Annotated in this window: 19 protein-coding genes; 6 read left to right on the top strand and 13 right to left on the bottom strand. The window is 68.4% G+C overall.

The genetic code is table 11. The features are described from left to right. Positions 1-101: 101 nt before the first annotated feature. From IEX88_RS17950 to IEX88_RS17930, 5 genes are all read right to left on the bottom strand, one after another. Positions 102-440 carry a hypothetical protein gene (locus IEX88_RS17950; protein WP_188853315.1) on the bottom strand — a complete coding sequence of 113 codons (339 nt, stop codon included), beginning with the start codon at positions 438-440 and terminating at the stop codon, positions 102-104. Continuing rightward, positions 437-2341: a potassium transporter Kup gene (locus tag IEX88_RS17945; RefSeq protein WP_188853313.1), complete on the bottom strand. Its 1905-nt coding sequence runs from the start codon at positions 2339-2341 to the stop codon at positions 437-439. Before IEX88_RS17945 ends, IEX88_RS17950 begins: the two co-directional genes overlap by 4 nt. Positions 2342-2699: 358 nt before the next feature. Next, a complete protein-coding gene (locus IEX88_RS17940; protein WP_188853311.1) occupies positions 2700-3422 on the bottom strand; it encodes a Bax inhibitor-1/YccA family protein in 723 nt (240 codons plus the stop codon). Positions 3423-3488: 66 nt separating this feature from the next. Next, on the bottom strand, positions 3489-4256 hold the full coding sequence (locus IEX88_RS17935) for an anti-sigma factor (RefSeq protein WP_308423855.1): 768 nt from the start codon (positions 4254-4256) through the stop codon (positions 3489-3491). Then, positions 4246-4791: a sigma-70 family RNA polymerase sigma factor gene (locus IEX88_RS17930; protein WP_188853307.1), complete on the bottom strand. Its 546-nt coding sequence runs from the start codon at positions 4789-4791 to the stop codon at positions 4246-4248. The genes IEX88_RS17935 and IEX88_RS17930 overlap by 11 nt, the downstream gene beginning before the upstream one ends. A 340-nt stretch (positions 4792-5131) precedes the next feature. Between IEX88_RS17930 and arsK the strand changes: the two genes are divergently transcribed. The 3 genes from arsK (at position 5132) to IEX88_RS17915 (ending at position 8572) form a co-directional block, all read left to right on the top strand. Further along, positions 5132-6364 carry an arsenite efflux MFS transporter ArsK gene (gene arsK, locus IEX88_RS17925; RefSeq protein ID WP_188853304.1) on the top strand — a complete coding sequence of 411 codons (1233 nt, stop codon included), beginning with the start codon at positions 5132-5134 and terminating at the stop codon, positions 6362-6364. 174 nt (positions 6365-6538) lie between these two features. Then, positions 6539-6955, top strand: a complete 417-nt coding sequence (gene arsC / locus IEX88_RS17920; protein ID WP_188853302.1) for an arsenate reductase (glutaredoxin) — start codon at positions 6539-6541, stop codon at positions 6953-6955. Between the two features lie 318 nt (positions 6956-7273). Continuing rightward, complete coding sequence (locus IEX88_RS17915; RefSeq protein WP_188853300.1) at positions 7274-8572, top strand: arsenic transporter; 1299 nt, start codon at positions 7274-7276, stop codon at positions 8570-8572. A gap of 36 nt (positions 8573-8608) precedes the next feature. Here IEX88_RS17915 and IEX88_RS17910 read toward each other — a convergent pair whose 3' ends face one another. The 3 genes from IEX88_RS17910 to epmA all read right to left on the bottom strand — a co-directional run bounded on the left by IEX88_RS17910 (position 8609) and on the right by epmA (position 12992). After that, complete coding sequence (locus IEX88_RS17910) at positions 8609-10645, bottom strand: putative bifunctional diguanylate cyclase/phosphodiesterase (RefSeq protein WP_188853298.1); 2037 nt, start codon at positions 10643-10645, stop codon at positions 8609-8611. Positions 10646-10872: 227 nt separating this feature from the next. Beyond that, a complete protein-coding gene (locus IEX88_RS17905) occupies positions 10873-11916 on the bottom strand; it encodes a lysine-2,3-aminomutase-like protein (protein ID WP_188853296.1) in 1044 nt (347 codons plus the stop codon). Beyond that, positions 11913-12992: an EF-P lysine aminoacylase EpmA gene (gene epmA / locus IEX88_RS17900; protein WP_188853293.1), complete on the bottom strand. Its 1080-nt coding sequence runs from the start codon at positions 12990-12992 to the stop codon at positions 11913-11915. The genes IEX88_RS17905 and epmA overlap by 4 nt, the downstream gene beginning before the upstream one ends. A 118-nt stretch (positions 12993-13110) precedes the next feature. Between epmA and efp the strand changes: the two genes are divergently transcribed. After that, a complete protein-coding gene (gene efp / locus IEX88_RS17895; protein ID WP_188853291.1) occupies positions 13111-13677 on the top strand; it encodes an elongation factor P in 567 nt (188 codons plus the stop codon). A gap of 118 nt (positions 13678-13795) precedes the next feature. Here efp and pcaF read toward each other — a convergent pair whose 3' ends face one another. Then, positions 13796-14998, bottom strand: coding sequence for a 3-oxoadipyl-CoA thiolase (gene pcaF, locus IEX88_RS17890; RefSeq protein ID WP_188853289.1), 1203 nt, complete (start codon positions 14996-14998; stop codon positions 13796-13798). A 366-nt stretch (positions 14999-15364) separates the two neighbouring features. Between pcaF and IEX88_RS17885 the strand changes: the two genes are divergently transcribed. Next, positions 15365-15805 carry a ferritin-like domain-containing protein gene (locus tag IEX88_RS17885; protein WP_188853286.1) on the top strand — a complete coding sequence of 147 codons (441 nt, stop codon included), beginning with the start codon at positions 15365-15367 and terminating at the stop codon, positions 15803-15805. An 86-nt stretch (positions 15806-15891) separates the two neighbouring features. Here IEX88_RS17885 and IEX88_RS17880 read toward each other — a convergent pair whose 3' ends face one another. Next, positions 15892-16401, bottom strand: coding sequence for a YciE/YciF ferroxidase family protein (locus tag IEX88_RS17880; RefSeq protein WP_188853284.1), 510 nt, complete (start codon positions 16399-16401; stop codon positions 15892-15894). 420 nt (positions 16402-16821) lie between these two features. Here IEX88_RS17880 and IEX88_RS17875 point away from each other — a divergent pair, with 420 nt between their 5' ends. After that, positions 16822-18168 carry a UDP-glucose dehydrogenase family protein gene (locus tag IEX88_RS17875; protein WP_188853282.1) on the top strand — a complete coding sequence of 449 codons (1347 nt, stop codon included), beginning with the start codon at positions 16822-16824 and terminating at the stop codon, positions 18166-18168. A gap of 88 nt (positions 18169-18256) precedes the next feature. On the opposite strand, the gene IEX88_RS17870 is transcribed toward IEX88_RS17875, so the two are convergent. The 3 genes from IEX88_RS17870 to IEX88_RS17860 form a co-directional block, all read right to left on the bottom strand. Next, positions 18257-19507, bottom strand: a complete 1251-nt coding sequence (locus IEX88_RS17870) for an NAD(P)/FAD-dependent oxidoreductase (RefSeq protein ID WP_244640307.1) — start codon at positions 19505-19507, stop codon at positions 18257-18259. A 58-nt stretch (positions 19508-19565) separates the two neighbouring features. Next, positions 19566-20324: an ABC transporter substrate-binding protein gene (locus tag IEX88_RS17865; RefSeq protein ID WP_188853277.1), complete on the bottom strand. Its 759-nt coding sequence runs from the start codon at positions 20322-20324 to the stop codon at positions 19566-19568. 254 nt (positions 20325-20578) lie between these two features. Further along, positions 20579-23095 carry a hypothetical protein gene (locus tag IEX88_RS17860; protein WP_188853275.1) on the bottom strand — a complete coding sequence of 839 codons (2517 nt, stop codon included), beginning with the start codon at positions 23093-23095 and terminating at the stop codon, positions 20579-20581. Positions 23096-23134 lie beyond the last annotated feature (39 nt).

The following is a 23134-nucleotide window of genomic DNA, read 5'->3' as shown; positions in this document are numbered from 1 at the left end:
TGCAAAGGTCTCTTCTCGGCTTTCGTGGGAAGGCTCGCCGCGCGAACGGGTGAAGAGGGCGAGCGGATGTCCGGCGGGCCGTGCGGGGCGCGCGCCTTGCCTCAGACGGCGGAGATCGCCAGGGCCCACAGCGTGGCGAAAGGGCCAGCAAGGCTCGAAAACGGCCCCGGCCGCACTGCTGCCGTGCGCCAGACGCTGAGGCAGAGGAAGGCGTTCAGCGGCCAGCAGGCGACCCAGACGAGAAGCACCAGAGGGACCGGTGCGCCGGTCGCCAGCAACGCGAGCGAGACGCCGGACGTCGTCAGATTGACGATCGTGCCCCAGATGAGCATGTCGACGAGGCACAGTCGGGCGAGCGGGACCCGTCCGTGCCAGGCGTCCCGCGCATGCCGGATCCAGCGGCTCGGGAAGCGCTTTTCGGGGGCGGGCTGCACCGTCACAGGTTGACCCGTGTCCCCAGCTCCACGACGCGGTTCGCCGGAATCTGAAAATAGTCGATCGCGTCGTAGGAATGCCGCGCCATCTTGATGAATAGGCTCCGCTGCCAGCGCGGCATCAGCCGCGTGCGCCCGGCCTTGATCGACCGGCGTCCGACGAAGAAGGTCGTCGACATGATGTCGAATTTCAGCCCGCCGCGCACCTGGATGAGGGCTTTCAGGATATTGGGCTCCTCGAGGAAGCCGTAGCGCAGTTCCAGCGACCAGAAGTTCTTGTCGATCCGCTCGAGCGACGCGCGGCGCGCCTCGGGCACGAAGGGCGCGGTCGTGGTGCGCACGGTCAGGACGACATTGCTCTCGTGCAGGACATGGTTGTGCTTGAGGTTGTGGCGCAGCGCGTCCGGCACGATCTCCGGCGTCGAGGTCAGGAAGATCGCCGTGCCCGGCACCCGCGTCACCGACGAGCGCTCCATCATCCGCGTGAAGTCGGTCAGCTTCTCGCTGCTCTCCGTCGCCTTGCGGGTGGCGAGGCGCGTTCCGCGCATCCAGATGCCCATGAGGCCCATGATGATGGCCGCGATCACCAGCGGCAGCCAGCCGCCGTCGACGATCTTCAGCGCGTTGGCGGCGAGGAAGGCCATGTCGATGGCGAGGAACGGCAGGACGACGAGGAGGGCGAGGCCGATTCCCCATTTCCAGCCATAGGCGAAGACGACGATCGCCATCAGGCTGGTCACCACCATGGTTCCCGTCACGGCGATGCCGTAGGCGGCAGCCAGCGCCGAGGAGCTGCCGAAGGACAAAACGAGGGCGACGACGCCGGCGAGCATCAGCCAGTTGATCGTCGGCAGGTAGATCTGCCCGCGCTCGGTGGCCGAGGTGTGCTCGATTTCGAGGCGCGGCAGAAGGCCGAGCTGGATCGCCTGCTGGGTCAGCGAGAAGGCCCCCGTGATCACCGCCTGGCCGGCGATGATCGTCGCCGCGGTGGCCAGGAAGACGAGCGGCAGCCGGGCCCATTCGGGCGCCGAGAGGAAGAACAGGTTCTCGATCGCGGCGGGATCGGAAAGCGCGAAGGCGCCTTGGCCGAGATAGTTGAGGATGAGGCAGGGCGCGACGATGAAGAGCCAGGCGAAGCGGATCGGCTTCTTGCCGAAATGCCCGAGATCGGCATAGAGCGCCTCCGCCCCGGTGACCGCCAGGAATACGGAGCCGAGCACGGTGAAGCCGACGATGCCGTGGCTGGTCATGAACCAGAGGCCGTTGATCGGATTGAGGGCCGTCAGGATGGCTGGATTGGCAACGAGGTGGACGAGGCCGATGAGGCCGAGGACGAGAAACCAGGTCGACATGATCGGGCCGAAGAAGCCCGCCACCTTCGACGTGCCGAAGGACTGCACGGCGTAGAGCCCGACGATCAGAGCGAGCGAGATCGGGACGACATAGGCCTCGAGCCCGGGCGAGGTGACCTTCAGGCCTTCGACGGCCGAGAGGACGGAAATGGCCGGCGTCAGGATCGCATCGCCGTAGAAGAGGGCGGCGCCGAGCGTGCCGAGCACAAGGACGAGCGTGCTGCGCCGCGCCAGCGCGCGCTGCGTCAGCGCCATCAGCGCCAGCGCGCCGCCTTCGCCCTGGTTGTCGGCGCGCAGGATCAGGACGACGTATTTCAGCGTCACGACCACGATCAGCGACCAGACCAGCAGCGAGACGATGCCGATGATCTCCGGCGCGCTCGGCGAGGCGCCTGCGTGCAGGAGCGATTCCTTCATCGCGTAGAGCGGGCTGGTGCCGATGTCGCCATAGACGATGCCGACGCTGCCGAGGATCAGAACGGGAAGGCTTCGCGGCGGATGCTGCGAGTCGTCGTCGCCTCCCGCCGCGGCGTCGGTCGCCTCGACGCTGTTCATGCCGCCAGGCCAAGAGGAGCAGGAACATGCCCCACCCGCGACGATCCGATGGGACCGAGCGCTGCGGCCGGGATCGACGGGAAAATTTCTGCCATCGGGTTGGTCTCTGGATCGACGGCACGGGCGCGTCAGGGGACAGGCACGGGCAATGTACACTGGCTGCCCGTGCCTTGTCAGGCGCGGATCTAGCAGACCTCGTCGCCGAAGTCGTCAAAGCCGCGACCGTCACAATCGGCGGCCTCCACCTGTGGCCCATCGGCCGCAGGTTCCGCCGCAGCGGTCTCGCCTGTCGGCGAACGGGTCGCCGATGGCCGTGCCCAGGGGGCACGCCACCGGCGACGACGGTCTCCCGTGGCTGCTATTCGCGCTCGCCGGTGAAGTTGAGCAGCAGCTGGAAGATGTTGACGAAGTTCAGGAACAGCGAGAAGGCCCCGAACACGGCCATCTTCTGGCGCGACTCGTCCGAGAAGTGCTCGGCATACTGTTCCTTGATGTTCTGGGTGTCCCAGGCGGTCAGGCCGACGAAGACGATGATGCCGATGACCGAGACGGCGAACTGCAGCGCCGAGGAGCCGATGAAGATGTTGGCGACCGAGGCGATGACGACGCCGATGAGGCCCATGATGAGGAAGGACCCCATCTGGGTCAGGTCACGCTTCGTCGTGTAGCCGTAGAGGCTGGTCGCGCCGAACATCGAGGCGGCGATGAAGAAGGTGTTGGCGATGCTGGCGCCGGTGAAGACGAGAAAGATGGAGGCCATCGACAGGCCCATCACCGCGCAGAAGCCCCAGAAGGCGGCCTGGGCGGTGGCGGCCGACATGGTCTGGATCTTGAACGAGAACACCAGCACGAAGGCGAGCGGCGCCAGCATCACCACCCACTTCAGCGGCGAGGAGAAGATCGGCACGTAGAGCGCCGGCGTGTTGCCGACGATGTAGGCGACAAGGCCGGTGAGCACGAGGCCGAGGCCCATGTAGTTGTAGACGCGCAGCATGTGCTGGCGCAGGCCCTCGTCGAAGAGGGCGCCGGCCTGGGCGTTGCGGTCGGCGCCGGTGCGCCAGCCGGAAGCGGGAATGTTCATGAACTCAACTCCTTGGGGGTGGGGTGGTGGGGTGAGGCAGGGCTGAGGCCGACGGGTTTGCCGGTCTCAGTGAAGCGTCGCGGCCAGCCGGTCGGCGGCCTCAGCGAGGGCGCCGCGCTCCGCCGATTGGGTGACCAGCGCGTAGGCGACGTCGCCGATCTGCCAGTAGGCGGCGACGACATCGGTTTCGCCCGTGATCGTCGGCGCGATCACGTCGAAGGTGCCGGGGCGAACCGCAAACAGCGACAGCCGCCCGAATTCCGTGGTCTGGATCGCCGTCTCGACGCTCGGGCCGAAAGGCGAGGGGAAGACCTGCACGTCGTCGATCGTCCAGCGCGCCGGCAGCACCGGCATGGTGATCGCCGTCGCGGCCAGGATCTCGGCCGGGTCGAGCCGCTTGACGCCGGGCTGCGACGCCATGCCGGCGCGGATCTCGCTCGTCCGGTGCGCCATCAGCGCATCGCCGACGAAGGCCGGGGGCAGGGAGGAGGCGACGCTCTCGCGCACGCCGATCGGTCCCGCCACCTCGTTCGCCGCCCAGCCGAAGGACAGGAGGAGACCGACGGCCGCCACCCGCCTCAGCGACGTGCCCAACCGCCGGAGCCGGAGCGTGCTTTGCAGGCGGCGCGCGGCTTCCCCCGTCTCTGGCCGGTGCAGCGTCTCCGCGCCGGCCGCGAGCCGCAGGATGTCGCGATCGCGCAGATCCGCCATCACGCGCGCGGCTGCAGCCGGGTCGAGCGCCAGCGCGGTCTCGATCGCGATGCGCCGCTCGGGCGCCAACTGGCCGTCGACATAGACGACGAGATCCGTCTCGGAAATCGGCTCACGAACCATGGCCATCGACTCCTTTGACCGTCTTGAGAGGGATGACGTTCGAGCCCGCCTGCGGCTCCTCGGCGGCCCGAAGCCGGGCCCGGGCCCGCGAGATCCGCGAGACGAGGGTGCCGACGGGAATGCCGAGCGCGGCCGCGGCCTCCTCGTAGGGCAGTCCCTCGACCGCCACGAGATGCAGCGCCGCGCGCTGGTCGTCGGGCAGGGCGGCGAAAGCCCGCCGCGTGTCGTCCAGCATCAGCGCCGCTTCCTGGGCGGGCGGCACGGCGGGCGCGATCGCCTGCCCAAACTCGGTATCGCGCACCTTCTCGGACCGTCGCGAGCGCAAGCCGTCGACGAAGCGGTTGTGCAGGATGGCGAGGAGCCATGCGCGAAGACTGCTGCCCGACCGATACTGCCCGTTGCGCTCGAGCGCCCGCACCAGCGTGTCGTGGACGAGATCCTCGGCATCCGCCGGATTGCGCGTCAGCGCCAGCGCGTATCGCCGCATGCCGGGCAGTTCGGCGAGCACGTCGATGTCGGGGCGTCGATCCTTCATGCCGCATATACGGAGCCCGCGCGCTTTCCATCCACCCGGTGCCGGAATTTTTTCGCGCCCAGGGCGACCCCGCCCGGCGCGGCGAGCGGGCCGATATCGCCGGGCGATTCGGCGATCCCGTGCTGGTGCCCGGAACGTCTTCGTGCGGCACCGAATGCCGCCTTGCCGCGGCCCCGTGCCTCTGCGGCCGTCGACGGCGCGGATTCGTCAGGGAGACTGCCTTTCCGGGCGCGGACGCATTGCCTTTCCCCTCGCCGAATGCTGCAAGGGCCGGGCCGCCCCTGCCGGGGCCCTGCCGGCAGCTTCGCCGCGATTCTCCGCTGATCTGGACGTGACAGGGATGAGATCACCGATCGCCCTCCGGGCGCTGACCTTCGGGCCCGCCGCCGTGTGGCTGCTCGGGCTCAGCCAGATCGTCGGCTACGGCACGCTGTACTATGCCTATGCCATCCTCGCGCCGGAAATGGCGCGGGCGTTCGACTGGCCGCTGCCTTGGATCTTCGCGGCGCTGTCCGCCTCGCTGTTGGCCGGCGGTCTCGTCGCGCCCTTCGCCGGCCGCTGCGTCGACCGCCGCGGCGCCAGCGGCGTGATGGCCGTCGGATCGGTCGCCGCCGCCGCCGCGCTGCTCCTGGTGGCCTGGGCGCCGACGGGGCTCTTCTTCGTCGCGGGCGTCGTGGCGCTCGGGCTCTGCTCGCCCTTCGTCGAATACAATGCCGCCTTCGCCTATCTCGCCCAGAATCAGGGCCGGGAGGCGCCGCGCCGCATCGTCCACCTGACGCTGATCGCCGGCTTCGCCTCCACCCTGTTCTGGCCTTTGACCGATGGCCTCTTGCAGCGGATGGACTGGCGATGGATCCTGGTCCTCTATGCCGGGCTCAATCTCTTCGTCGCCATGCCGATCCATCTCGTCCTGCGCCGGCTGGCGCGGGTGCCCAAAGCCGATGCCGTGCCGGACGTGGCGGCGCGGGTGCGCTTCGACGACCGGGTGCTGCCGCCCGATCTCCAGAAGGCTGCGCTCTGGCTCGTCGTCATCGGCTTCGCGCTGAGCGGATTCCTGTTTTCGGCGATCTCGACGCAGATGGTCCCGATCCTGGTCTCGCTCGGGATCGGGGCGGCCAGCGTCACCGTGGCGGCGCTGTTCGGGCCGGCGCAGGTGCTCGTCCGCTTCGCCAACCTCGCTGGTGGCTCCGGCCGCCATCCGATCGAGGCGACGCTGGTCGCCTGCGCGCTGCTGCCGGTCGCCACGCTGGTGCTGGCCGCGACGGCGCCGGCCTTCTCAGGCGCCGCCGCCTTCGCCGTCCTTCTCGGCTTCGGCTCGGGCCTCACCAGCGTCGTGCGCGGCACGCTGCCGCTGGCGCTGTTCGGCACGGCCGGCTACGGCGCGCGGCTCGGCCGGATCTCGCAGGTGCAGCTGGTGAGTTCGGCCGCCGCGCCCGTCGTCCTGTCGACGCTGATCGCCGTCTTCGGCCCGGGATCGGCCCTGGTCGTCATGGCAGGCATCGGCGCCAGCGGTTTCTTCGTCTTCCTCGCCGTCGCCCGGCTGTGGCACCGGGCGAAGGGCCGCCCGTCCTGAGCATCGCTGCGCGCGGCTTTCGGACACGGCGCATTTCCTGAGCGTCTTCGCCCGCGAGGGGGCGGCACGGACATGCGCCTGTCATCCGCCGGTGCGATGCGGTCGGCGCCGCTTGATCGGCCGTGCTGCGGCGCCACATGAAAGCGGCCCTTACCGTCGCCAACAGGAACACCCATGACCGTCACGATCTACCACAACCCGGAATGCGGCACCTCGCGCAACACGTTGGCGATGATCCGCCAGTCCGGCGAGGAGCCGGAGATCATCGAATATCTGAAGACGCCGCCCTCGCGCGAGACGCTGATCGAGCTTCTCGACGTGATGGGCCTCACGCCGCGCGACATCCTGCGCAAGAAGGGCACGCCCTATGCCGAACTCGGTCTCGACGACCCGGCGATCGGCGACGAGGAACTGCTCGACGAGATGATCCGCCACCCCATCCTCATCGACCGGCCGATCGTCATCACGGAGAAGGGCGTGCGCCTCTGCCGCCCCTCGGAGAAGGTGCTGGAGATCCTCGACAATCCCGCCATCGGTGCCTTCACCAAGGAGGACGGCGAGGTCGTCGCGGCCAGCGGCGCGACCGCCTGAGCCGCGGCCCGGCGGCCGCGGTCTCGTGATCGTCGAGCCCCCCTGTCCCGAGCAGCGGTCGACGACAGCAGCGCGGGCGGCCGTGCCGGCCGGCTCGCGCATTCGGCATCCGGCGGCGACCGCTGAGGGGCTGGCTTCCGGGCCAGTAGCGGGCGAGGGGTTGCCCTGTGGCAGCTAGAAGAAGGTGCCGAACGTTCGGCTGCCGAGCCTTGGGATGCCTGGGTGACCTGGCCGCCGCGCCGCCGATGGCTGTTGCGCTGCGAAGGAAACGGCTAAGGCAGGGCCCGCCCGCCCTTCCTCCAAAATTCCGGACTGCCGATGCTCGCCTTCGCGATCTTTTGCGCCACCCTCGTTCTCGTCATCTGGCAGCCTCGGGGGCTCGGCATCGGCTGGTCGGCCCTCGGCGGCGCGGCCGTCGCGCTCGTCCTCGGCGTGGTGCAGCCGGCCGATGTCGGGATCGTCTGGCACATCGTCTGGGACGCGACCTTCACCTTCGTCGGGCTGATCGTCATCTCGCTGATCCTCGACGAGGCCGGCTTCTTTGCCTGGGCGGCGCTGCACGTGGCGCGCTGGGGCGGGGGAAGGGGACATCGCCTGTTTCCGCTGATCATCCTCCTCGGCGCCGCGATCTCGGCGCTGTTCGCCAATGACGGCGCGGCGCTGCTCTTGACGCCGATCGTCCTCGCCATCCTCCTCCGCCTCGACTTCCCGCCGCGCGCGGCGCTCGCCTTCATCGTTGCCTGCGGCTTCGTCGCCGATTCCACCAGCCTGCCGCTGGTGATCTCCAACCTCGTCAACATCGTCACCGCGAACTACTTCGCCATTTCCTTCGACCGCTATGCCGCCGTGATGGTGCCGGTGAATGTCGTTTCGCTCCTGGCGACGCTCCTCGTCCTCTGGCTCTACTACCGCCGCGACATTCCCGAGGCCTACCGGGTCGACGATCTGGAGGAACCGCGCGCCGCGATCCGCGACACCTCCGTCTTCCGCGCCGCCTTTCCGCTCCTGGCGGTGCTCCTCGTCGCCTATTTCGTGACCGCGCAGTTCGCCGTGCCCATCGCCTTCGTCACGGGCGCCGCCGCGCTCGTCCTCGTCGCCATCGCCGGCCGCTGGTTCGGCGGGGGAACGCCGGTCATCCCCGTAGTAAAGGTCCTGCGCGCCGCGCCATGGCAGATCGTGCTGTTCTCGATCGGCATGTATCTCGTCGTCTACGGCCTCGGAAATGCCGGCCTCACCGACATCGCCGCCGGCGTCCTCACCTGGCTCGCGCGCCAAGGCAACATGGTCGCCACCGTCGGCACCGGCTTCGTCATCGCCGTCCTCGCCTCGGTGATGAACAACCTGCCCGCCACCCTCGTCGGGGCGCTGGCCATCGACCGGGCCGACCTCGCGCCGCTGACGCAGGAACTGATGGTCTACGCCAACGTCATCGGCAACGACCTCGGCCCCAAATTCACCCCCATCGGCAGCCTCGCCACGCTCCTCTGGCTGCACGTCCTGGCCGGCAAGGGCCAGACGATCACCTGGGGGCAGTACATGAAGGTCGGCTTGGTGATCACGCCGCCGGTTCTGCTCGCGACGCTGGTGGCGCTGGCGGTGTGGCTGCCGATGATTTGAGGGGGGCGCGGTCAGCGGCGGACCCTCTCGCCGTTCCTAAGCTCGGAAACGGTGCTGTTTCCCGGCCTCGCCGCGCCATTTCTTGTCGATGCCATGAGCGTGCTCCGACCGGGCGGGGCGGCCGAAGAGAAACCCCTGGACCGCGTCGCAGCCCAGCGCTTGCAGCATCGCCACCTGCTCGTCGGTTTCCACGCCTTCCGCCAGCGTCGGGATGTTCATCGTCCGCCCGAGCTGCGTGATGGCCTCGAGGACCGCCATGGAGTTGGGGTCCGAGGCGGCGGCGGACACGAAGGACCGGTCGATCTTGATCCGGTCGAGCGGCAGGTCGCGCAGATGCGCGAGGGAGGAGTAGCCGGTGCCGAAATCGTCCATCGAGATTTTGACGCCGAGCATCCGAAGCGCCGACAGCGCCAGGGCGACGCGGGGCCCGTCGGTGACCATGGCCGTCTCGGTGAGCTCGATCTCCAGACGGTGAGCCGGCAGGCCGCTCTCCGCCAGCGCCTGCGTGACATGGCTGAGGAAGGCGGCCGTCTTGAACTGGACGGCCGAGACGTTCACGGCGACATGCAGGTGATCCTCCCACGTCATCGCCTCGCGGCAGGCCTCCAGGAGGACCCACTGGCCGATCTCGACGATGCAGCCGCACTCCTCCGCCAGGGGAATGAAATCCGCGGGCGAGACGAGTCCGCGCGTCGGATGCTCCCAGCGGATGAGCGCCTCGAAGCCGATCGGCTGCTTGGAGGCCAGGTCGACCAGGGGCTGGTAGGCCAGATAGAACTGGCTGTGCAGGATGGCCGCCTTGAGATCGCTCTCGAGCGCATAACGGGCCTCGACGGCTTCCAGCATGCCCGGCTCGTAGGGAAAGGCCCGGCCGCGGCCGAGGCGCTTGGCCTCATAGAGCGCGATATCGGCCTGGCGCATGATCTCCTCATGGTTGCCCGCCTCCGGAAAGGCGCTGAGACCGATGCTGCAGCCGACCTCGACGCTCAGCCCATCGATCAGATAGGGCTGGATGAGGATCTGCACGGCCGCCTGCGCGATGTTCCAGCCCTTGTCTTTCGTGCCGGTGACGAGGACCGCCAGTTCGTCCCCGCCGATGCGGGCGGCATAGCTATCCTCGCCGAGAAGACCGCACAGGCGGCGGGTCGCCTGGACGAGAAGTTGGTCGCCGGCGGCATGGCCGTAGGAATCGTTGACGCTCTTGAAGTGGTCGAGGTCGAGGAGGAGCATCGAAAACGGCTTGCTGGTCGACAGAAGCGTGTTCATCCGGTCCTGCAGGGCGCGGCGATTGGCCAGACCGGTCAGGGGATCCTGGAAAGCCATCAGACGCAGTTTTTCGGTCGAGTCCGCGCGGTTGCGGTCGTCGATCAGATAGCTCGAAATGCCCGTTCCCAGGATGATCAGCCCGACGATCAGCACCGCCATGGCGAGCGCGTAGAGCGCATCGGAAGAGAGGCCGGACTCATGGATCAGGATGGGCTCGACCTGGAACGCGGCCATGCCGGTGAAATGCAGGCTGACGATGGCCAGGATCAGCAAGCCGGTCGACGCCTGCGCCCACAGGCCGGCCGACCAGCGATGGATCGCGTCCATGGCGGCGATCGAGAACAGGCAGGCCAGCGCCAGCGAGGCGACGATATAGCCGGAATCCCAGGTGACGATGCCCAGCACGCGGTAGCCGAACATGCCGGTATAGTGCATGGCCGACACCGACAGGCCGATGATCCCGCCGCCGACGATGTTGGTGGTCCGCGACCTGCCGATCGACGCCACGGCAAAGCCGATCCCGGCCCCGAAGATGGCGATCAGGGCCGAGGCGAGGGTCAGCACCGGGTTGATGGAAACGCTGACCGGAATTTCGTAGCCCAGCATCGCGATGAAGTGCGTCGACCAGATCGACGAGCCGGCCGAGACGGCCGTCAGGAACAACCATCCGTTGCGCGGCAGTCCTGTCGTCGACGCAGCGCGGCGAACCAAGTTGATGGTGACGACCGATCCCAGCGTACACATCAAAGCTGCCAGTAGGACGAACCAGAGATTGTGCTCGAAGGCGAGGCAGGTAAAGACGCGCATTTGCAGGACGGTTCCGTTGAGCCATCGACTCTACTACTCAACGATCCTTAAAAATCCGCAGACGAGGAGGTCCTATAATTTCAACAACTTGAAATACGACAGCAAAGTTTGCCGCTTCATCGCGTAAAAGTGAAGGGCGAGGTGGCGTGCCTGCTGACTGGCGTGGGGCCATGTCTCGCCGCGAGAGGGGCGGGCGGGATTGTCTGCGAACCGGTGGCGGCGCGGCGTCAGTCCTGCGTGGCCGGAGGGTAGTCGTGTGCTGCGCCCTGCGGATCCGTCACCACCCATGACTCGTCCGTTTCCTGCAAATACCCCGGTCCCACCGGCACCTTGCCGTGTCCGCCCGGGATATCCAGCACATAGGTCGGCTGGCACAGGCCCGAAATCGTCCCGCGCAGGTTCCGCATCAGCGCCTGGCCCTCGCCAATCGTGGTGCGGAAATGCGCGGTGCCCGGCGCGAGGTCGCCGTGGTGGAGATAGTAGGGCTTGATGCGGTTCTCGACGAAGGCGCGCATCAGGGCGGTGAGGGTGTCCGCGTCGTCGTTGACGCCTTTGAGGAGGACGGTCTGGCTGACGAGCGGGATGCCGGCGTCGACGAGGCGGGCGATGGCAGCGCAAGCGTCCGGCGTGAACTCGCGCGGGTGGTTGGCATGGAGGGCGACGAAGACGGCGCCGCCGAAGGTTTTCAGCGCGTCGACGAGGGCGGCGTCGACGCGGGCGGGCTCGACGACGGGGACGCGGGTGTGGAGGCGCAGCACCTTCACATGAGGAATAGCGGCGAGGGCCCCGGCGATGGCGGCGAGGCGGCGAGGGGAGAGGACGAAGGGATCGCCGCCGGTGACGACCACTTCCCAGATCTCCTCATGTGCGGCGATGTAGGCGAGCGCCTGTTCCAGCTCGGCGTCGGAGAGGGTGCCGAGGCCGTCCGGCCCGACCACTTCGCGGCGAAAGCAGAAGCGGCAGTAGACCGGGCAGACATGCAGCGGCTTCAGCAGCACGCGGTCGGGATAGCGGTGGACGATGCCCGGCACCGGCGCATGCGCGTCGTCGCCGATCGGGTCGGCGAGGTCGCCGGGGGCGGACACGAGTTCCTCCTCGCGCGGCAGGAACTGGCGGCCGATGCCGTCGTCCTCGGCCTCGATCAGCGCGGCCATATCCGGCGTGATCGAGAGGGCATAGCGCTCGGCGACGCGCTCCAGCGCCGCCAGTTTTTCCGGCGGCACGAGGCCGGCCTCGACGAGGGCGGCGGAGGTGCGCAGGGGACGGGTCATGGCTTTGCGGCCGGCGGCGCCGCCGGCCGGGCGGGCGCGGGCATCGGCGCCCAGATCACGTCGTCGATCTTCTCCGCGCCGACGGCGAGCATGGCCAGCCGGTCGAAGCCGAGCGCGATGCCAGAGGCTTCCGGCATCACGGCCAGGGCCGCCAGAAAATCCTCGTCGAGCGGGTAGCGCTCGCCATAGATCCGCGCCCGCTCGTCCATCTCGGCCTCGAAACGGCGGCGCTGCACGGCGGCGTCGGTGAGTTCGCCAAAAGCATTGGCGAGCTCGACGCCGCAGCAGTAGATCTCGAAGCGCTCGGCGACTTTCGGATTTCCGGGGCTCGGGCGGGCCAGCGCCGCCTCGGGGATGGGATATTCCATCAAAATGGTCGGGCGGCCGTCGCCGAGCTGCGGCTCGACCCTTTCCACCAGCGCCCGGCTGACGAGATCGCCCCAGCTGTCGCCGGCGTCGACGCGCAGGCCGGACGCCGTCATGGCGGCGGCGAGGCCGTCGCGGTCGGTCGCGCCGGAGGCTTCCACGGTGGCGAGGAGGTCGATGCCGGCATGGCGCGAAAAGGCTTCGGCGACGGTGATGCGCTCGGGTTCGGCAAACGGATCGGCCTCGCGCCCACGAAACCGGAAGCGTTTTGCGCCGGCCCGCTCGGCGGCGAGCGCGATGAGGGCGGCGGCGTCTTCCATCAGCGCCTCATAGGTCTCGCCGACGCGGTACCATTCCAGCATGGTGAATTCGGGATGGTGCAGCCGGCTGCGCTCGCCATTGCGGTAGACGGGGCCAAGGCTGAACAGTTTTCTCTCGCCGGCGGCGAGGAGCTTCTTGCAGGCGAATTCCGGCGAGGTGTGGAGGTAGAGCGTCGAGCGAGAACCATCTTCCCCGACGAGTTCCGTCGAAAAAGCCATGAGATGCGCCTCGTTGCCGGGCGAGACCTGCAGCGCGCCGGTGGTCACCTCGACGAAATCGCGGGCGCCGAACCAGGCGCGTGTTTCGGCGGCAATCGCGTTGCGCATCATGAGGCGCGGCCGGCGGTCGGCGTGGACGTCGGGGGTCCACCAGGGGGAGGCGTCAGGCATGGCGGCCCTGTTCGAAAAGGGGAAAGGCGACTGGCGATTGCGGCCGAGATGCGCTAGGCGCTAGCGCAAGGCTCTTTCGGGGCCAGCCCAACCAACCGCTCAGATGAGGAAAACACCCTTGAAGGTGATCGCCAGTTCGCTCCGCAAAGGCAATGTCGTCGACCAGGATGGCAAGCTCTACGTCATCCTCATTGCCGAGAACATCCATCCTGGCAAGGGCAATTCCGTCACGCAGCTGGACATGCGCCGCATCTCCGACGGCGTGAAGGTGTCCGAGCGCTACCGCACGACCGAGACGGTCGAGCGCGCCTTCGTCGACGAGAGCGACCACACGTTTCTCTACGCCGACGGCGAGGGTTTTCACTTCATGAACCCCGAGACCTTCGACCAGGTGCTGGTGCCGGAAAGCGTCGTCGGCGACGCCGCGCCCTATCTCATCGAGAACATGACCGTCGCCGTGTCGATCTACGACGGCGTCGCGATCTCGCTGGAACTGCCGCAGCGCGCCACCTTCGAGGTGATGGAGACCGAGCCGGTAACCAAGGGCCAGACGGCCTCCGCCTCCTACAAGCCGGCGGTGCTCTCCAACGGCCTGCGCACCCAGGTTCCGCCGCACATCGCGGTGGGCACGCGCATCGTCGTGCTGACGGCCGACGGCTCCTATGTCGAGCGCGCCAAGGACTGAGAGCCGCGTCCGCTTCGGGCGGGCGGGCTTCAGACACTGATCGGAAACGGGGGGCAGGGCTCCCCGTTTTCATGTCCGGCACTACGCCGGTTCCGTGTTTTCGGCGAACCCGGCTGGGTCAGACGCGCTCCAGCGCGATGGCGATGCCCTGGCCGACGCCGATGCACATGGTGGCCAAAGCGCGTTGCCGGCCGGTGAGGCTGAGCTCGAGCGCCGCGGTGCCGACGATGCGCGCCCCCGACATGCCGAGCGGATGGCCGAGCGCGATGGCGCCGCCATTCGGGTTCACATGCGCCGCGTCCTCCGCGATGCCGAGATCGCGCAGGACGGCGATGCCCTGGCTGGCAAAGGCCTCGTTCAGCTCGATCACGCCGAAATCCCGCGGTGCGAGGCCCAGCCGGGCGCAGAGCTTGCGCGTCGCCGGGGCCGGGCCCATGCCCATGATCCGCGGCGGCACGCCCGCGGTCGCGCCGCCGAGAATGCGCGCCAGCGGCGTCAGGCCGTATCTGCGCATCGCCGCTTCCGAGGCGATCAGCAGCGCCGCGGCGCCGTCGTTGATGCCCGAGGCATTGCCGGCGGTGACGGTGCCGTTGGCGCTCAGCGGTTTCAGGCGGGCGAGGGAGTCGAGCGTGGTGCCGGCGCGCGGGTGCTCGTCGCGGTCGACGACGAGGGGGTCGCCCTTCTTCTGCGCGACGGTGACGGCGACGATCTCGCGGCCGAGGCGTCCGTTCTGTTGCGCCGCGACGGCCCGTTCCTGGCTGCGGACGGCGAAGGCGTCCTGCGCGGCGCGGTCGATGCCGAATTCCTGCGCCACGTTCTCGCCGGTCTCCGGCATGGAATCGATGCCGTATTGCGCCTTCAGCAGCGGATTGACGAAGCGCCAGCCGATGGTGGTGTCGTGGATCTCGGCATGGCGGGAGAAGGCCGTCTCGGCCTTGGGCATGACGAAGGGGGCCCGGCTCATCGATTCGGTGCCGCCGGCGATCAGGAGCTCCGCCTCGCCGGCCTTGATCGCCCGCGCCGCTGATATCACCGCGTCCATGCCCGAGCCGCAGAGCCGGTTGATGGTGGTGCCGGGCACGCTGACCGGCAGCCCGGCCAGGAGCAGGCTCATCCGTGCCACGTTGCGGTTGTCCTCGCCGGCCTGGTTGGCATTGCCGAAGATCACGTCGTCGACGGCTTCCCAGTCGACGCCGATCTGTTCGGCGACCAGCGCCATCAGGGGCACCGCACCGAGATCGTCCGGACGCACCGAGGACAGGACACCGCCGAAGCGGCCGATGGGAGTGCGCCGATAGGCGCAGATGAAGGCTTCGCTCAACTCAATCCTCCGCGGCGACGAGACCGATGATGCCGCCCGCGGCGCCGGCTTCGCGCCGGTTGCCGCCTGCCATGCACACCGGGCTCCTGCCCGGCAGGTTTCGCCTAGCACAAAACGCCGCCGGCGGCTGGCAATTGGAAAAAAGGATGGTGCGGGCTGGCGAACCAGTCTCCGCCTGGCGAGGTCCGGCGGAGCGGCGCCGAGGGCAAAGCCCCTCACGGCAAGGTCGCTCTCTGGCCGGGCTCCGCGACCGACAGACGGCGCCGCAGGCATCGACGGGCGATCCGGGATGAGGGGCCTAAGGAAGTTTCCTGAAACCGATCCTCCCACCGAACATTCATCGGTTTCAACCAACAGGAGATTTTCATGGTCACGACAGTCGGAACTGAAACCACTTTCGAGAAGCTGGTCCAGAACCTGCTCATCCTCGAACATGACGCCATCGCGGCCTATGAGAGCACGATCGCCAAGCTCGAGAACGAGACTTCGAAGGCGAAGATCGCCGAGTTCAAGAGCGACCACGATCGCCACGTGGTCGAACTGACCCGGATGGCGGGACAGCTCGGCGTGCAGGCGCCTACGGAGGGCGACCTCAAGGAATATCTCACCACGGGCAAGGTCGCCTTGGCCTCGATCATCGGCGACGGCGCCATCCTGAAGGCCATGTCGACCAACGAGATCGAGACCAAGATGGCCTATGATCACGCGGCGAAGAACGCAGCGGCTCCGGCCGACGCGCAGGCCTACTTCCGCAAGGCCTATGAGGACGAGAGCCGCCACAAGGCCTGGATGGACGCGAACGCCTGACGCCTCCGGGCGCTGAATGTTCCGGTCGCATGAAAAAGGCCCGCCGCGAGTGTCGCGGCGGGCCTTTCTGACTTAGTTACAGACGATCAAGCCGCCTTCGACTTGCCGCCCTTGCCCTTCGCCATGGACTGGTCGGCGATCTGCGTCAGCAGCTCGTCGGTCTTCTTCTCCTCCTGCAGCGTAGCGTCGAGGAGGCTCACCGCCTCGTCGTAGCCGAGCTTGGTCGCCCAGGACTTCAGGAGGCCGTAGCGGGCGATCTCGTAGTGCTCGATGGCCTGGGCGCAGCCGATGAGGACGTCGTCGGCCGCCTCGGTCTCGCCAAAATCCTCGAGATCCTCTTCCATCTCGTTCGTAAGGCCGACCATGGCCTCGCAGGTCTTGCCACGCGGAGGCTTGCCGATCAGTTCGAACACCTGGGTGAGGCGCTCCACCTGGTTGGCCGACTCCTCGGCGTGGGCCGTGAAGGCCTCCTTCAGGGCCGGGGCCTTGGCCGCCTTGGCCGACTTCTTCAGCGCCTTCACCGAGGCTTTCTCGGCGTAGTAGACGTCTTTCAGGGTCTCGTGGAAGGCGTCTTCGAGGGTCTTTTCCTTGGCCATGGAAATCTCCGTTGTCCGTTGCCGCAGGACGCGGCCGGTAGACTCGCAGAAGCCTCCGGCCGGGCTCCCGGTTCCGCCCCGCGGAGGGCGACTTCCCTTGCCTTCCTATGCATTTCGGGCGGAGCAGAGCCCTTGCCGTCCTCACCGGGCAGGGCTCTGCCATTCGCAGCCGCAGCGTTCGTCACCCACCCGGCCGACTGGCTCACGCTCGGTGGCGCCGGCCGCTGGAGACCTGTCCGTCGCGGCCGCCCAAGCCGCGCCACGCCGACCGGCTCCCGCGCAAGGGATCGCTGGGGGCCCAACAGAAAACTAAGGGACCCGCGGCAAGCGTCTGATAGACTGCCGCCTGGGACGGCCGCCTGTCCTTTCGTCTTATGCCATCACGGACGTCGTCGTCCCGGATCGAGTGGGTGTTGTGTTTTGCGCGTAACCGTCTTTGGAATTGGCTATGTCGGCCTGGTGCAGGCAGCAGCCCTGGCCGAGGCCGGCCATGATGTTCTCTGCGTCGATGTCGATGCGGCAAAGGTGGAAAACCTCCGCCAAGGGATCGTGCCGATCTTCGAGCCGGGGCTGGAGGCGCTGGTGCGCGAAAACCATGCCGAGGGCCGGCTGACCTTCACGACCAATGCCGAGGAGGCGGTCGCCTTCGCCGCGATCCAGATCATCGCCGTCGGCACGCCGCCCGGCGAGGACGGTTCGGCTGATATGAAATACGTCGTCGCGGTGGCCGAGACGATCGGACGCCTGATGGACGAGCCGAAGACGGTGGTGACGAAGAGCACGGTGCCGGTCGGCACCGGCGACAGGATCGCCGAGGCCATCGCAGAGGTTCTGGAGGCCCGTGGCCAGTCGGACCTCGTCGTGCGGATCGTGTCCAATCCGGAATTCCTGAAGGAGGGCTCGGCAGTTGCGGACTGCCTGAAGCCCGACCGCATCATCGTCGGCTCCAGCGACCCCGAGGCGATCGCGCTGATGCGCGAGCTCTACGCGCCGTTCAACCGCAACCACGAGAAGATGATCGTGATGGCGCTGCGCAGCGCCGAGTTCACCAAATACGCCGCCAACTGCATGCTCGCCTCGCGCATCAGCTTCATGAACGAGATGGCCAATCTCGCCGAGCTGATGGATGCCGACATCGAGCAGGTGCGCCAGGGCATCGGCAGCGATCCGCGCATCGGCTACCACTTCATCTACCCCGGCATCGGCTACGGCGGCTCCTGCTTCCCGAAGGACGTCTCGGCGATGATCCATGCGGCCGAGACCGTCGGCTACACCCCGCTGATGCTGCATGCCGTCGACGCGCGCAACCGGGCGCAGAAGTCGGTCCTGTTCGACAAGGTGCAGCGCCACTTCGGCGGCAATCTCGCCGGCAAGCGCTTCGCCCTGTGGGGCCTCGCCTTCAAGGCCAATACCGACGACATGCGCGAGGCCTCCTCGCGGGTCATCATGGAGGCGCTCTGGGCCGCCGGCGCCAGCGTGCAGGCCTTCGATCCCGAGGCGATGAGCCAGTGCCAGGAGATCTACGGCCAGCGCGACGACCTTCTGTTGTGCGGTACCAAGGAGGCAGCGCTGCGGGGCGCCGATGCGCTGCTGATCGCCACCGAGTGGAAGAATTTCCGCGCCCCGTCCTTCGACACGATCCGCGAGACGCTGACCTCGCCGCTGATCTTCGACGGCCGCAATCTCTATGATCCGGCCGTCGTGGCGCGTTACGGGATCGAATATGTGTCGATCGGCCGGCAGGTCGCCGGCGCGCGCCAAGCCTGACGCGGTTCGTCCTCCCCGGAGTGCCGGCTGGTGCCGAGCTCTCCGCGTGCACGGCGCCGGTGAAAAGGGCCGGGGAGCGCCGATTCCGCTATCGGAAGCGGTCGCTCCGATAGGGCGCCGGGTCGACGAAGGGCGCTTGGCCGGTGACGAGTTCGGCCAGCAGGCGGCCGCTGGCCGGGCCGATCGTCAGACCGTGATGGGCGTGGCCGAAGTTGAACCACAGCCCGGCATGGCGGTGCGCGGCGCCGATCACCGGGCGCATGTCCGGCAGGCAGGGCCGGCGGCCGAGCCAGGGCGTCGCCTCGACCGGCTCGCCGAGCGGCAGGAGACGCCGCGCCAGGCGCTCGGCCCGGGCGAGCTGCCTTGTATCGGCGGGACGGTCGGGATGGGCGAATTCGATCCCCGTGGTCAACCGCACGCCCTGCCGCATCGGCGCCAGGACATAGCCGGCCTCCTCGTCGACCATGGCATGGCGGAGCGATACGCCTCCGGGCAGCGCGTAGTGCCGGTGATAGCCGCGCTTGATGCCGAGCGGGATCGGGTAACCGAACCGTCGAAAGAGGAGCGCCGATTGCGGTCCGAGTGCGACGACGACGTCGGGAGCCGCGATCTCGCCCGTCTCGGTCGTCACCGACCAGCGCGGTGCCGCACCGGAGAGGCTGGCCGCGTCGCCGAGGAGGACCCTCCCGCCGCGCTGTTCGAAAAGCCGGACGTAGCGCCGGGTCAGTTCGCCGGGGTCGGTGACCGTCTTCGGGTCGAGCCAGTGGATGGCGCCGCAGACGCCGCCGCTTCCCGTCCGCACGGAGGGTTCGAGAGCGGCGAAGGCGGCGGGATCGAGAATTGCCGTCCTGAGGCCGTAGGGCGAAAGCCCCGCCGCCTCGGCGACGGCCGCGTCGAACCGGTGCGGCGACTTGAAGGCGGCGATCCAGCCGTCGGCGCGCACGAGGTCGTCGGCGCCGGCCGCCGCGATCAACGCGTCGTGCTCGGCGACGCTCGCTTCGATCAGCGGCAGCATCGCCCGGGTGGCGATAGCGAGATTGCCCGGCGAGGACTGGCGCCAGTAGCGGAAGAGAAAGGGCGCGACATGCAGCAGATCGCGCAGGTCGTAGCGCACGTCCGACGACCGGTTCAGCGCATAGCGCAGGACCGTCGCCAGGCTGCGGGGAAAGGCATAGGGGACCACGCTCGAGCGTTCGATCAGGCCGGCATTGCCATAGCTCGTCCCGCCGCCGGGCGGGCCGCGGTCGACGAGCGCGACGCTGCGCCCCAGCGCCTGCAGGTGCAGCGCGGTGGAGACGCCGACAATGCCGGCGCCGAGCACGATGACATCGGCCTTCACGCGCTGTTCCCTGCCGCCGGAAGGCGTCCCTGTGCCGTATCCGGCCGGCGGGCGGCCATCAGTAGATGTCGAACGGGAAGTATTTGGCGACGATCTTGCCATAGGTGCCGTCTGCGACGATCGCCTTGATTGCCCCGTTGAAGCGCTCGCGCAGGGCATCGTCGCCCTTGCGGATGGCGATGCCGGCCTCGGTCTCCGTCCCCGGCACGTCGCCGAGCAGGCGGCAGCAGTCCTTGCCGGCCTTGTTCAGCCAGTCGACGACGACGAACTTGTCGGAAATCAGCGCGTCGACGCGGCCGTTCTGCAGGTCGGCCGCCGCCTCGTCCTGGGTCGGATACATCTTCACTTCGGCGCCGCCCTTGGCATAGACGTCGTCGGCATAGTTCGCCTGGGTGGTCGCGGCCTGCGCCCCGACGGTCTTGCCCTTCATATCCTCGACGCCGACGCCCTTGAGCGCGCTGTCCTTCGGCACGACGACGGCGAGCGGCGTCGTGTAGTACTTGTCGGAGAAGTCGACCTGCAGCTTGCGCTCCTCGGTGATGCTCATCGAGGCGATCACGGCGTCGAACTTGTTGGCCATCAGCGCCGGGATCATGCCGTCCCAGTCCTGCGCCACGATGGTGCACTCGGCCTTCATCTCTGCGCAAAGGGCGTTCGCGATGTCGACGTCGAGGCCGGCAATGGAGCCGTCGGGCTGCATGTAGTTGAAGGGGGGATAGGCGCCCTCGGTGGCGATCCGGATGACGGACTCCTGGGCGGAGGCCAGGGGCGAAAGACCGAGGAGCGCGACGACGGTAGCGACCAGGAATGGCTTCATGGGTTGAGTCTCCGGGAAGTTGCATGCCGGGCGTGACGAGGGCCGTCGCGGTGCCGTGCCGAGTGAACCGCCCCCACAGCGAATGAGGCGGGCGCGGGTGCAGGGAAGCTGCGGCATCTGCCGCGGATTGGCAAGCCGCCGGACGCTGCCCGGTCTGCCGCGCCGGCGAGAAAGGCGGCCGGATGCGGCATGCCGGGCGGACGAGCGGTGACGAAGGGGGGCCTGTCGCGAAAGACATTCGCGACAGGCAGGCGCTATGGATCGCCGTGGTTCATCAGAATGTCGGTGATGGCCGACGTGGGCAGCCCTTCGAACAGAAGAAGGACGTTCTGTCTCGACTGGTTGACCATCGCGATGGACTGCTGGAGCAGGCCGCGTCGGAGCTCCAGGGCCTTCAGGCGCGCCGTCTCGTCGTCCATGTCGACGGAAACCAGCGCGCCACGGGTCGCGCGATAGATCGTCTCGATCGTGGTGGTGAAGTCTGCGTGGATGGCCAGCTGGGAGCCCACGAAGGCGACGTAGTCCTGCGCCGCGGAAACGTCGCCGGCCATCGCGTCGAGGCTTGCCATGATGGAATCGAGCTGGGCGAGGAGGTGGCTGCGATCGGCGGCGGCAAAGGCGGGACTGCCGAGATCCAGCGTAAGAAGAGTGACGCTGACGGGATCGGAACGAAACGCCACGCCCGAGATCATCAAGGCGCCGGCGCCGGGCGTGCGCTGCGTGAACTGCAGCCGGTTGCCGAGGGCGCCAACATCGACGTCGAGAATCCCGGCATCGGTCAGGGCCTGCTGGACGACGCGGGCAAAGGCCTCGGCATCCCCGATCGTCCCTGCGACATGCCCGGGATCGCCGCCGAGAACGCTGTCGATCGTATCGCGGTCCAGGGTCACCCGTGTCGTCGTCCCGTCGACCGTGAGGTCGAAGGAGAGGGACTGCGTCGCCTGGAGTATCAGCGGCGCGGCGAAGTCGGTGCCGGTGATCAGCGTGGCGGCGCTGACCGGGGCGCCCGTCGAGGCGACATTGCCGAGGCCCAGGCTGTCGCCATCGCCGGGCGTCCCCGTCGCGGTCAGTCTCAGCCTCTGTCCCGTCGCCGCCACCGCGACGTCGCTGATGCCCGTGCGCCGAAGCGCCTCGGAGATGACGCGGGCAAAGGCGTCGACATCGCCGATCGTGCCGCTGGCCATCGTGTAGCCGGGATCGGAGGCCAGGGCGGCGTCGACGTCCGCCTGCGTGACGCTGACCGTCGTCACGGCACCGTTGCGGGCGAGATCGAACTCGAGAGACATCCCGGGTGCCAACGTTACGGGCCCCGCGAAGTCGGATCCCGTCGAGATCGCCGCAGCCCGGGCGCTGACGGCCGCGATCCCGCTGGCAGAGCCGGTCTGCAGCTTGGGATCCGCGAGGGCGACGCCATTGCCGTCGAGACCGGAGAGGGAGGACACCCGGATGCTGCCGTTCGTCTTGAGATAGACCGCGACTTCGCCCGCGACGACGGCGGCGCCGGCATAGGCGCTGTAGAAGGGATCGGCGGCGATGACCGTGTTGATGGCGGCCGCGAGGGAGGCCGCATCGGTGACGGTCGCCAGCGCGACGTCGATCGTCACCGTGCCCGTCTGGCCGCCGACGAGCGCGTCGATCCGCAGCCGCAGCCGGTCGGTGCGGTCGACATTGAGCGCGCTGAAGCTCCCGAGTCCGTCATAGGTCCGCAGCTGCCCGCCGATCGTGGCCTGGGCCGTGCTGTAGGCGGCCTGGGACGCCAGCCCGCCGGTGCCGGTCACCGTGCCGTTGCCGTCCAGCACGGCGACGCTGCCGACCGACAGGGAGGCGTCCGATCCGACGCTCACGGTCTGCAGCGTGATCGCGCCGTCCGAGGCGGCCGACACCACGACCCTGTTCGCGCCGAACTGCGTGTCGAGGGCCGCCTGCAGGGCGGTGGGAAGCGTGGCCTGATCGGCCACCGAGGGAAGCTGCAGGGTGACGCCCCTCGCTATTCCGTCGACGGTCACCTGCAACTGAAGCCGGTCGCCGCTGCCGAAGGCGGCGGGATCGATCTGGCCGAGGCGGAAGGTGGCTGCCTGCGCCGCCTTTGCCGCGATGCCGAGGACGACATCGGTGTTCGCGCCAAAGAGGCCCGTCACCGGGACGGCAATGGCATCGACGCCCGGCGTGCCGATCGCCGGCCCGGCCAGTCCGTCCGTCGCGTTAACCGGCGGAGCGAAGAGCGCCGAAAGGTCGAGGGGGGCCTCCAGGATCCCGCGCGTGATGCCATCGCCGAAAAGGACGGTTTGGCTCTTGTCGAATTCGATCGCGTAGCGGTGGATGTCGAGCGTGCTCGACGCCGTGAAGGCGAGCCGGCCGTCCGCCCCCGTCAGAAGGTTGCGGCCGAAGAGCTGGGCGGATTGCGCCGTGCTGCGCAAGGCCTCGAGCCGGGCGCCGAGCACGAGCTGGACGGCACTGAGATCGGCGCCCGGCGCCTTGGCCGCAGCGAGGAGGGAGCGGACCGACTGCAGGAGGGCGCTCGTCCCGCCGAGGGCGGAAGCGCCGATGGCGGTCAGCGCCTGGGCGCGATCGAGATCGGCCCTGAGGACGGCGAGCGCAGCCGCTTGCGAGGCCTGCTCGGCCGCCAGCCGCCGGACCGCCGGATTGTCGGACAGCGACTCCAGGCGCAACCCAGTCGCCAGCTGCGTCCGGGACGCCGCGATCTGCCGGTCGATCTCCCGCAGCGAAAGGAACACGGACGACCCGTTGCCGGGCAAGGCTGTTATGGACATCCCAGGCTCTGTGCACGCCGACGCCCGGGGGCGCCCTCA

Origin of the sequence: Aureimonas glaciei (genome assembly GCF_014643375.1) — a bacterium.
GTDB lineage: Bacteria > Pseudomonadota > Alphaproteobacteria > Rhizobiales > Rhizobiaceae > Plantimonas > Plantimonas glaciei.
The sequence above is the reverse complement of the archived record's forward strand: the minus strand, read 5'-3'. Positions and strand labels throughout refer to the sequence as shown.